The sequence below is a fragment of the Streptomyces sp. JLYT201 genome (assembly GCF_059448825.1).
The window spans coordinates 8,137,467-8,148,300 of record NZ_CM182551.1 but is presented as its reverse complement, the minus strand read 5'-3'; the positions used below and the strand labels follow the sequence as shown (position 1 = coordinate 8,148,300).

8 protein-coding genes and 1 riboswitch are annotated in these 10,834 nt (G+C 72.4%); of the genes, 4 read left to right on the top strand and 4 right to left on the bottom strand.

What is annotated here, in order from left to right; all coding sequences use genetic code 11:
* Positions 1–72: 72 nt before the first annotated feature.
* Positions 73–900 carry a PhzF family phenazine biosynthesis protein gene (locus tag AC5WAM_RS34715; RefSeq protein ID WP_495519918.1) on the top strand — a complete coding sequence of 276 codons (828 nt, stop codon included), beginning with the start codon at positions 73–75 and terminating at the stop codon, positions 898–900.
* A gap of 81 nt (positions 901–981) precedes the next feature.
* Here AC5WAM_RS34715 and AC5WAM_RS34710 read toward each other — a convergent pair whose 3' ends face one another.
* Both AC5WAM_RS34710 and AC5WAM_RS34705 read right to left on the bottom strand, forming a co-directional pair.
* Positions 982–1,782, bottom strand: coding sequence for a CPBP family intramembrane glutamic endopeptidase (locus tag AC5WAM_RS34710; RefSeq protein WP_495519917.1), 801 nt, complete (start codon positions 1,780–1,782; stop codon positions 982–984).
* A gap of 202 nt (positions 1,783–1,984) precedes the next feature.
* The gene (locus tag AC5WAM_RS34705; RefSeq protein WP_495519916.1) at positions 1,985–3,505 is read right to left on the bottom strand and encodes a glutamate-cysteine ligase family protein; all 1,521 of its coding nucleotides are present in this window, start codon (positions 3,503–3,505) and stop codon (positions 1,985–1,987) included.
* A gap of 545 nt (positions 3,506–4,050) precedes the next feature.
* On the opposite strand from AC5WAM_RS34705, the gene AC5WAM_RS34700 reads away from it, so the two are divergent.
* Both AC5WAM_RS34700 and AC5WAM_RS34695 read left to right on the top strand, forming a co-directional pair.
* Entirely contained in the window at positions 4,051–4,647 is a 597-nt protein-coding gene (locus tag AC5WAM_RS34700) for a hypothetical protein (protein ID WP_366796204.1), read from the top strand.
* 321 nt (positions 4,648–4,968) lie between these two features.
* Positions 4,969–5,175: a DUF5999 family protein gene (locus AC5WAM_RS34695; protein ID WP_275940270.1), complete on the top strand. Its 207-nt coding sequence runs from the start codon at positions 4,969–4,971 to the stop codon at positions 5,173–5,175.
* Between the two features lie 198 nt (positions 5,176–5,373).
* Here AC5WAM_RS34695 and gcvP read toward each other — a convergent pair whose 3' ends face one another.
* Positions 5,374–8,262 carry an aminomethyl-transferring glycine dehydrogenase gene (gcvP, locus tag AC5WAM_RS34690; protein WP_495519915.1) on the bottom strand — a complete coding sequence of 963 codons (2,889 nt, stop codon included), beginning with the start codon at positions 8,260–8,262 and terminating at the stop codon, positions 5,374–5,376.
* Between the two features lie 186 nt (positions 8,263–8,448).
* Positions 8,449–8,546: riboswitch (glycine riboswitch) on the bottom strand.
* Positions 8,547–8,681: 135 nt separating this feature from the next.
* Here gcvP and AC5WAM_RS34685 point away from each other — a divergent pair.
* Positions 8,682–9,107, top strand: coding sequence for a PRC-barrel domain-containing protein (locus tag AC5WAM_RS34685; RefSeq protein ID WP_495519914.1), 426 nt, complete (start codon positions 8,682–8,684; stop codon positions 9,105–9,107).
* A gap of 88 nt (positions 9,108–9,195) precedes the next feature.
* Here the strand turns inward: AC5WAM_RS34685 and AC5WAM_RS34680 are convergent, their stop codons facing one another.
* A complete protein-coding gene (locus AC5WAM_RS34680; RefSeq protein ID WP_495519913.1) occupies positions 9,196–10,746 on the bottom strand; it encodes a DNA polymerase IV in 1,551 nt (516 codons plus the stop codon).
* Positions 10,747–10,834: the final 88 nt, after the last annotated feature.

Below are 10,834 nucleotides of genomic sequence, written 5' to 3'. Positions count from 1 at the left end.
CACCACCAAGGAGAGCCAGTTTCAGCGGATTGGCCTTACCGAAGGCCCTCACTGGCCCCCTACGGTCGCCCCATGACGACATCCCCACGGAAGCGCATCCGCATCGTCGACGCCTTCGCCGAGCGCCCCTTCACCGGCAATCCCGCGGGCGTCCTGCTGCTCGACTCGTTCCCGGACGACACCTGGCTCCAGCACGTGGCCACCGAGGTCAACCACGCCGAGACCGCCTTCGCGCACCCCCTTCCGCCGGGCGGCGACGCCGACTGGTCCCTGCGCTGGTTCACGCCCGCCACCGAGGTCGACCTGTGCGGCCACGCCACCCTGGCCCTCGCCCACGTCCTGCACACCACGGACACGGCCCGGGGCACGGTGCGGTTCGCCACCCGGGCCGGGGTGCTCGTCGCCACCAGCCACGCGGACGGCACGATCACGCTGGACTTCCCGACCGCCCCGCTCACCGCGACCACCGCCCCGGACGGCATCGCCGAGGCGCTCGGCGCCGAGCCGCTCTCCGTGTACGACACCGGGCCGCACACCGGCGACCTGCTGGTCGAGCTGGCCGACGAGAAGACGGTCCGCGGCCTCGCCCCCGACCACCGGGCCCTCGTCCGGCACTCCGAGCGGGGCATCATCGCGACCGCGCTCGCCGAGGACCCCGCCCGCGGCTACGACTTCGTCTCGCGCGGCTTCTTCCCGCGCGTGGGCATCGACGAGGACCCGGTCACGGGCAGCGCGCACACCGCCCTCGCGCCCTTCTGGTCCGCGCGCCTCGGCCGCACCGACCTGACGGGCCTGCAGGCCTCGCCCCGCTCCGGCCTGGTGCGCACCGACCTGCGCGGCGACCGCACCCTGCTGACCGGCCGCGCGGTCACCGTCATCGAGGGCGACCTGCTGGCCTGACGCGCGAGCGCCCGCCGCGTCGGATCACGCGGCGGGCGCTCGGCACGGCCCGGGGCGGCGGCCGGCCGCCGCCCCGGCACGTCACGCGGTGGGCAGCCACCCCACCTTCCCGGCGAGCAGCGCGTAACCGACGAACGCCCCGATGTCCAGGAGCGAGTGCGCCACGACCAGCGGCCCGACCCGGCCCCACCGGCGGTAGAGCAGGACGAAGACCACCCCCATCGCCATGTTGCCGACGAACCCGCCGATGCCCTGGTACAGGTGGTACGAGCCGCGCAGCACCGAGCTGGCCCCGAGGGCGGCCAGCGGCGACCACCCCAACTGGTCGAGCCTGCGCAGCAGATAGCCGACGACGATCACTTCCTCGAGGATCGAGTTCTGCAGCGCCGACAGGACGAGCACCGGGTACTTCCACCACACGTCCGGCAGGTCCTCGGGCACCACCGTCAGATTGAAGCCGAGGCCGCGGGCCGCCAGATAGAAGGCGATGCCCGTGGAGCCGATCACCGCCGCGACCGCGGCCCCCCGGCCCAGGTCCGGCCACGGCCGCGTCCGGTCGAAGCCGAGCGCCCGCAGGCCCGAGCCCTCCCGCAGCAGGAAGTGGGCCACGAGGGCGACCGGCACCAGCGCGGTGGTGATGCCGAACAGCTGCCACGCGAGGTCCAGCCAGGGCCGCCCCGGAGCCGCCGAAGAGTTGAGGGTCGCCGCCTGGTCCTTGAGCCCGCCCGGCTTGGTGACCGAGCCGATGAAACTGATGAGCGCGGACACGCCGCTCGCACCGAGCGACAGGGCGAGGACGAGCAGCGTCTCGTCGCGCAAGGACCGCCGCGACGGCTTCGCCTCCGGAAGGACACCAGCCGTCGGCCCCGGCTCCGCTCGCACTTCTGCCTCCACTGCGTGATCCCGCCTCGTCGCTCGCCGCACCGCCCCGTCGCACCGATCGGTACGGGGCCGCGCCTGGGTCGTCAAGCTTGCCCGATGACCGCCGGGGGCGGTCGGCCGACCCGCGCTCACGAGATCACGCGCGCCACGAAGCGCGCGCGGGGCCCCCACGTCCACCGGGACCCCGGCGCGCAGCGGCGCGTCACCGCACCGGCAGCGCCGGCTCCGGAAGGCCCACGGGCCAGGTGTGCACCGGCTCCCCCGCGTGCATCAGCTCGCAGTACCGGCGCGTGGTGGCCGCGAGGGCCGCGTCGCGCTCCAGGCCGCGCTCCAGGGCCCGGTGGTACGTCGCCGCCTGCCAGGACGCCCCGTTGACCCGCCGCCTGCACCGCTCCTCGATCACACCCAGGTACAGATCGCGATCGGCGGGCTCCACGCCCCACGCGTCGAGACCGGCCTCGGCCAGCGGCAGCAGTTCCTCGCGTACGAGATCGACGGCCGCCACCTGCGCGAGGCCGCCGTACCGCCCGCGCCGGGGCCACTCCAGGGACGCCTCGATGCCGTGGCGGCACGCGGTCTCGAAGTTCCGGGCCGCCGTCTCGAAGGGAAGCCTGCTCCACATGGGCCGCGCCTCCTCGGCGAGCGCGCGCACCACGCCGTAGTAGAAGGCGGCGTTGGCGATGACGTCCGTGACGGTCGGGCCCGCGGGCAGCACCCGGTTCTCCACGCGCAGGTGCGGCACCCCGTCGGCGATGCCGTACACGGGGCGGTTCCAGCGGTACACCGTGCCGTTGTGCAGCGTCAGTTCGCCCAGCTGCGGCACCCCTCCGTCGTCGAGCACGCGCTGCGGGTCCTCGTGGTCGCACAGCGGGATCAGCGCCGGGAAGTAGCGCACGTTCTCCTCGAAGAGGTCGTACGCGCTGCTGACCCAGCGCTCCCCGAACCAGCTGCGCGGCCGCACTCCCTGCGCCTGGAGCTCGGGCGGCCGCGTGTCCGTGGACTGGAGGAACAGCGGCGGCCGCGACTCGCGCCACAGCTCGCGCCCGAACAGGAACGGCGCGTTGGCGCCCACCGCGACCTGGGCGGCGGCGATCGACTGCGCCGCGTTCCACACGTCGGCGAACTTGCCCGGCGTGACCTGGAGGTGCAGCTGCACCGACGTGCACGCGGCCTCGGGCGCGATGGACGCCGACGAGCACCGCAGCCGCTCCACGCCCTCGATGTCCAGGGCGAAGTCCTCGCCGCGGGCCGCCACCATCTGGTCGTTGAGCAGCGCGTAGCGGTCGTCCTCGGAGAGGTTCGCGGACACCAGGTCCGCGCGGCTCAGGGTCGGCAGAATGCCGATCATCACGATGCCCGCGTCCACCTCGCTCGCTTTCCGGTGGGCGTAGGCGAGCGCCGTGCGCAGCTCCTCGGCGAGCTGGTCGAGAACACGGCCGCCGAGCCGGTGCGGGGCAATGTTCACTTCCAGATTGAACATTCCGAGTTCAGTCTGGAAATCCCGGCTCGCGATGCGCCTGAGAACTTCCGCATTCATCATTCTCGGAGTGCCGTCGGGCCCCGCGAGATTCAGCTCTATCTCCAGACCCAACAGGTTCTTGGGCCGGTCGAAGCGCCGCTCGTCGAGCATCCGCCCGAGCGCGGCGAGGCACTGCCGGTGCTTGATCCGGTACAGCTGGCGATCGGACAGGTCGTACGATCCCGCCTCGACCTTTTCCCCCATCGAAGTGTCCCTCCTCCGGATGGGCAGCCAACGACCCGGCCGCTGTGTACGGGGGATGATGCCCCGACGATGTGATCCATAACGCCCCGCGCGGGCCCCTGGACCGGTAGGCTCCAGAATGTGCCGTGCGGCACATTCACGGGGCATGAGACGGGCGTGAGGCGAGCATGGGCCGAGCAAGGGACGGACAGGGGACGCGATGTCGCTTTCCGTTCCTCCAGTTGTGGTGAAAAAACCGACGAGAATCAGCCGACCGCAGCTGCGAGAAATCCCGAGGTCACACACCCGGACGCGATCCGGAATCAGGAGAAATCCCCCAGAAGTGCGACCGAATGACGACTTGCCCGGCATATGAGGAACAGCTAGCCGAAACACTTCCTGAACACGTGTCGTATAAACTCCCGGGTTGAGGCAGAGAGTTGGCGCTCGCGGTCCCCCGCCCCCCGGGGCCCCTGCCCCCGCCCCCTCTGGCCCCGAGCAGACAGCGCCGTCCGCACCTGCCCCCCGCTCCACTTGTGCCTGTCGAATAAGAGAGGCGACCCACCATGCCGCTGCATGTTCCCCCGGCTCCCGCGCCCGCACTGCGCAGCGTCCTCGCGGCCCTCAGCTCTCCCACCGCCGTCCGCGAGGCCCGTACACCGTCCCTGCGCACCGCCCAAGGGCCCGTGAGCCCGGACGTCCCGCTGCCCGTGCACGAGTTGGACCACACCGCGGCGGAGCCCGCACCGGGAACCGGAGCGGCCACCAAGCTCACCGGCTGGCGCTTCCTGATCCGCTGCGGCGAGCGCGCGGTGGCCGCGGCAGAGACGATGCTCACCCCCGACGGCTGGGCGTTCTCGCACTTCTGCGAGGGTCCGTACATCGCGTCCGCCGAGCGCGCGCTGCGCCACGCCGAGACCATGCCGCAGGTCTACCAACCGCGCCTGCTGTCCGTACCGGAGCTCTACATGCTCACCCTGTGGCTGCACGCCGACCGCACGGCCGACGCCGCGGGCGGACCGCTCGCCGCCACCGACATCCTGGTGCCGCTCGCCCCGGCGCCCCCCGGCATCGCCGCCCACCGGCCGCACCGCGTCGCCGACCTCCTCCCGGTGCTCGTCCACCGCCTGGCCCCGGCCCCGCTGCTCGGCTCGCCCGCCTGAGCCCCGCGCGATTCCGCTTGCGTGCCCCGCCGCCCCCTGGGCCGCGGGGCACGCCCCTGCCCGGATTGCCCATCCGGACTAGCCCACTTCGGCCACGCCGAACCACCCGAAGGGACAGGGGAGTTGGGCTGAACCGTCCGGGCGGGTGATACGTCCTTAAGGCAGTAGGGAGCACTGCCGCAAAATCCCTGCGGAATCACGGCCGTGGGGCAACACTGGACTGGACCGACCAACCAACGGGGGAACGGGGGCGGCATGACCAACGCATCGAGCCGCAGCACAGACGCGTCAACCACCACTTCGCAACGAAAGAACCCTTCCATGTGCCAGCACCAGCCGCCGTGCCCGACAGCCGAATCCGCCGACCGGGAGGCCGCGCTCCTGATCGCGCACCACCCGGAGCAGGGCTGGAGCCTGCTGTGCAACGGCGTCCTGCTCTTCGAGGACACCGGTGAGCTGCTGCCGAACGGCGAGATCATCGCGCCGCACCGGCCGCTGGGCACCCATCAGGTGATGACGGCCGCCTGAGCCGTCCGCACGGAAGCGGAGCACCACCGATAGTCCGGAGAAGGAACAGACAGTCCGGTAAGAGCAGACAGTCCCGTAAGAACCGCAGGGCCGGCCCGGAAGACGCGAAGTCCTCCGCACCGGCCCTGACTCGTGCCCGGGTCACGCGGCCTGCCGCCGCCCGGGCCCCTCAGCCGTCGGGATCAGCCCGCCCGCGGTTCAGTCCTCGTACGCGTCCAGCGGCGGGCAGGAGCAGACCAGGTTGCGGTCGCCGTACGCCTGGTCGATGCGGCGCACCGGCGGCCAGTACTTGTCCGCGGTCGACACACCGGCGGGGAAGACGGCCTCGGCACGGCTGTAGCCGTGCTCCCACTCGCCGCTGAGGGCGGCCGCCGTGTGCGGCGCGTTCCGCAGCGGGTTGTCCTCCGCGGTCCACTCGCCGCTCGCGACCTTCTCGATCTCCCCGCGGATGGCGATCATCGCCTCGCAGAACCGGTCGATCTCGACCAGGTCCTCGCTCTCCGTCGGCTCGATCATCAGCGTGCCGGCGACCGGGAAGGACATGGTCGGCGCGTGGAAGCCGTAGTCGATGAGGCGCTTGGCGATGTCGTCCACGCTCACGCCCGTGGCCTTGCTCAGCGGCCGCAGGTCGATGATGCACTCGTGCGCGACGAGCCCGCCGGGGCCGGTGTAGAGCACCGGGAAGTGCGGCTCCAGGCGCTTGGCGATGTAGTTCGCCGAGAGCACGGCCACCTGCGTGGCGCGCTTGAGGCCCTCGCCGCCCATGAGCCGGACGTACGACCAGGAGATCGGCAGGATACCCGCCGAGCCCCACGGCGCGGCGGAGATCGGGCCGACACCGGTCTCGGGACCGGCCGCGGGCTGCAGCGGGTGGTTCGGCAGGTACGGCGCGAGGTGCTCGCGCACCGCGACCGGGCCGACGCCGGGGCCACCGCCGCCGTGCGGGATGCAGAAGGTCTTGTGCAGGTTCAGGTGCGAGACGTCGCCGCCGAAGTGACCCGGCTTGGCGAGGCCCACCAGGGCGTTGAGGTTGGCGCCGTCGACGTACACCTGGCCGCCCGCCTCGTGCACCGCGGCGCAGATGTCGGCGACGTGCTCCTCGAACACGCCGTGCGTGGACGGGTACGTGATCATCAGCACGGCCAGCTCGGCGCGGTGCTTCTCGATCTTGGCGCGCAGGTCCTCGACGTCGATCTCGCCGTCGTCGGCGGTCTTCACCACGACGACCTTCATCCCGGCCATGACGGCGCTCGCGGCGTTGGTGCCGTGCGCGGAGGACGGGATGAGGCAGACGGTGCGCTGGTCGTCGCCGTTCGCGCGGTGGTAGCCGCGCACCGCGAGCAGACCGGCCAGCTCGCCCTGGGAGCCCGCGTTCGGCTGGAGGGAGACCTTGTCGTAGCCGGTGACCTCGGCGAGACGTTCCTCCAGCTCGCGGATCAGGGTCAGATAGCCCTGCGCCTGCTGGGCGGGCACGAAGGGGTGCAGCTGCCCGAACTCCGGCCAGGTGACGGGCTCCATCTCCGTGGTCGCGTTGAGCTTCATCGTGCAGGAGCCCAGCGGGATCATGCCGCGGTCGAGCGCGTAGTCGCGGTCGGCGAGCCGGCGCAGATAGCGCAGCATCGCGGTCTCGGAGCGGTGCTGGTGGAAGACCGGGTGCGTCAGGTACGCGTCGGTGCGCAGCAGCCCGGCGGGCAGCGTGTCCTCGACGCTCGCGTCCAGGGCCTCGACGTCGGCCTCGACGCCGAACGCCGTCCACAGCGCGGAGAGCTGGGCGCGCGTGGTGGTCTCGTCGCAGGCGAACGACACGTGGTCGGCGTCGACCGGGTGGATGTTGACCCCGCCCTCGCGCGCGGCGGCGACCACGTCGGCGGCCTTGCCGGGCACGCGCGCGGTCAGCGTGTCGAAGTACGCGCCGTGCACGATCTCGACGCCGCCGGCCTTGAGGCCCTCGGCGAGCAGCGTGGCGTAGCGGTGGGTGCGCCGGGCGATCGTCTTCAGGCCCTCGGGGCCGTGGTACACCGCGTACATCCCGGCCATGACGGCGAGCAGCACCTGGGCGGTACAGATGTTGCTGGTCGCCTTCTCACGGCGGATGTGCTGCTCGCGGGTCTGCAGGGCGAGGCGGTAGGCCTTGTTGCCGTCGGCGTCGACGGACACGCCGACCAGGCGTCCGGGCAGGTTGCGGGCGAACTTCTCATGCACCGCCATGTAGCCCGCGTGCGGACCGCCGAAGCCCATCGGCACGCCGAAGCGCTGCGTGGTGCCGACCGCGATGTCGGCGCCGAGCTCGCCGGGCGAGGTGAGCAGCGTGAGCGCGAGCAGGTCGGCGGCGACGGTGACGATCGCGCCCAGGCCGTGGGCCTGCTCGATGACCGGCTTGAGGTCGCGCACAGCACCGGAGGCGCCGGGGTACTGCATCAGTACGCCGTTGATCTCGCGCTCGGCGAGGTCGGCGGGGATGCCGTCGCTGAGGTCCGTGACGACCACCTCGACCCCGGTCGGCTCGGCCCGGGTCTGGATCACTGCGATGGTCTGCGGCAGCACGTCGGCGTCGACGACGAACACGCCGTTCTTGACCTTGCCGACGCGCCGGGAGAGGGCCATGGCCTCGGCGGCCGCGGTGCCCTCGTCCAGCAGCGAGGCGCCGGAGGTGGGCAGCCCCGTCAGCTCGGCGACGACGGTCTGGAAGTTGAGGAGCGCCTCGAGGCGGCCCTGGGAGATCTCCGGCTGGTACGGCGTGTACGCGGTGTACCAGGAGGGGTTCTCCATCACGTTCCGCAGGATCACGGGCGGCGTGAACGTGCCGTAGTAACCGAGCCCGATCATGGAGTCGAGCACCTGGTTGCGGTCCGCGAGGGAGCGCAGCTCGGCCAGGACCTCGGCCTCGGTGCGCGCACCGGGCAGCTCCAGGGCCTCGGCGTTCTTGATCACATCCGGCACGGCGGCGGCCGTGAGTTCGTCCAGGGAGCCGTAGCCGACCTGGGCGAGCATCTTGGCGCGGGCTTCCGCGTCGGGCCCGATGTGCCGCTGCTCGAAGGGGATTCCCTGTTCGAGCTGCGTGAGCGGAGTGCGAGGGGTGGCTGTCATTGCGGAGGCCTCCTGGTCTGACACGACCTGCGAGGGGCACCACGGCGCGGGTACCCGGACGGCCTCCCCCTCTGTCATCTCAACCTGAGAGCTTCACAGGACCGCCGGAGCGGCTCTGCTTTCACCGTCGGTGAGGAAGGGTTCCGAACGTGCCCGCCCGACGCCCGCCCTGCTTTCCAGAGTGGCCTCGTCCGTGCGGTACAGGGGCCTGAGAGATTCCGGGGAGGAGTTGCTCCTTCGGCGCCTCCGGTGCTGCCACCGAAGAGCTCTCCCGCACGGGGTCAACAGCCGCTTGCCAGCCTACCAGCGCGGTCCGTGGCCGATCCCTCGAGTGGCCGCCCGTCCCGATGTGCTCTTTCGTAGGTATGACGACCGAAAAACGGATGAGCCCGGATGACTTGCGACCAAGTGGAGGGAACGTGCAGACAGATATCGATCCCCGCAATCTGATCGGCCGCAAGGCGTTCGACCGCGACGGAACCAAGATCGGAACGGTCGACGAGATCTATCTCGACGACGCCACGGGCGCCCCGGAGTGGGCGGCCATACGCACCGGTCTGTTCAGCCGTGACGCGTTCGTCCCGCTGGAGCCCAGCGAGCTGGTGCAGGACGGCACCCTGCGCGTGCCCTTCGAGCGCGCCCTGATCAAGGACGCCCCCGACTTCGGCGTGGGCCGCCACCTCTCCCCCGAGCAGGAGCTCCAGCTCTACCGCCACTACGGCCTGGACGTGACGCCGCCGCCCGCGCCGGACCACGACTTCGGCCGCCGGGCGGGCCGGGCGGACCGGGTGAACCGGGCGAACGGAGCGGAGGGGGTGGACAGGGCGGACGGGGCGGGCACCTGACCGCCACGCGGCCCCCGCCCGCACCGCCCGCACCGCCCGCACCGCCCGCACCGCCCGCACCGCCCGCACCGCCCGCACCGAGGGGTGCCTACCCGGCCCCCTCCGCCAGCGGCAGCGCCCCTCCCTCACCGGCCGAGGCCTCCCGACCCACCGAAGCGGCCTCTGCGGCCTCTGCGGCCTCCTGGTCCACCGGCTCCCCTTCCGCGGCCTCCCGCTGCGTCGAAGCCCCCGCGTCCGCCACCACCAGAGGCAGCGGATCCGACGGCTCCAGCTCCGGGTCGTCCGTGCGGAACGTCCGCACCCGCCCCGGCGCCGAGTCCGGGGTCTCGAACCGCACGGTCACCCGCCCCAGCCCGCTGCCCTGCACCCATCCGGGCCCGTACACCGCATGCCGTACGTCGTGCCCCGCTGGCCACCGCCGCTCGGCGGGCGCCACCGGCTCCTCGACCGCGTCGCCCGGCCCGGCCCCCGCGTCGGGCCCGCCTTCCTGCGCGACGGCGGCCACCGGGACAGCCGCCGCTTCCTCCTCCTCGGCCCCGGGCGCCAGGGACTCGGTCTGCAGCACCGCGTGGGCCTGCGCGAACAGGTCCTCCTGCGTGAAGTCCGCGAGGCCGCTCACCCCGACGCCGAGCAGCCGCACCCCGCCCGTGGTGTCCACGGACTCCAGGAGCCGCGCCGCCGCCTCCCGCACCACGGCCGGATCGTCCGTCGGCCCCCGCAGCGTCTCGGAGCGGGTCAGCGTCGAGAAGTCGAACCGTCGCACCTTCAGGACGATGGTCCGCCCGGAGTGCCCGGCCGCCCGCAGCCGCTGCACGCACCGGTCGGCGAGCCGCGCCACCTCCATCCGCACCCGCACCCGGTCGTGGATGTCCACGTCGTACGTGTCCTCGACGCTGACCGACTTGGTGTCCCGCTCGGCCACCACGGGCCGCTCGTCCCTGGCCAGCGCCATCGCGTACAACGCCCCGCCGTGGGCCTTGCCCAGGAGCCGCACCAGCTCGTCCTCTCCGGCTTCGGCGAGTTCCTCCACGGTGGTGATGCCGGCCCGTCGCAGATGGTCTCCGGTCGCGGGGCCCACACCGGGCAGCACCCGTACCGGCATCGGCCCGAGCAGCGTCCGCTCCGTGCCGGGCTCTATCAGGACGAGGCCGTCGGGCTTGGCCTCCTCCGAGGCGATCTTCGCCAGCATCTTGGACACGGCCAGGCCCACGGACCCGGTGAGCCCGGTCACCCGCAGGATGTCCGCCCGCAGCCGCTCCCCCACGGCCCGCGCGGACGCCTCGTCGCCGGCGACGCCGCCCGCCTCCAGGTCCACGAAGGCCTCGTCGAGGCTGAGCGGCTCCACGAGCGGCGACAGCTGCCGCAGCAACCCCATGACCTGCTCGCTGACCTCCCGGTACAGACCGAACCGGGGCACGAGGTACGCGGCGTTCGGCGCGAGGCGCCGCGCCTGCCCCATCGGCATCGCCGAGTGCACCCCGAACCGCCGGGCCTCGTACGACGCGGTCGCGACCACGCCCCGCGGCCCGAGGCCGCCGACCACGACGGCCTTGCCGCGCAGGCTCGGCTTCGCGGCCTGCTCGGCAGACGCGTAGAAGGCATCCATGTCGAGATGCAGGATGGTCGGCGCGGTTCTCACGCCCCTGATGCTGCCCTACGCCACTGACAATGCCCGTGACCAGCGGCGACGGACCAGTCAGCGAGGCCGTGCGACGGCAGGCCAGACC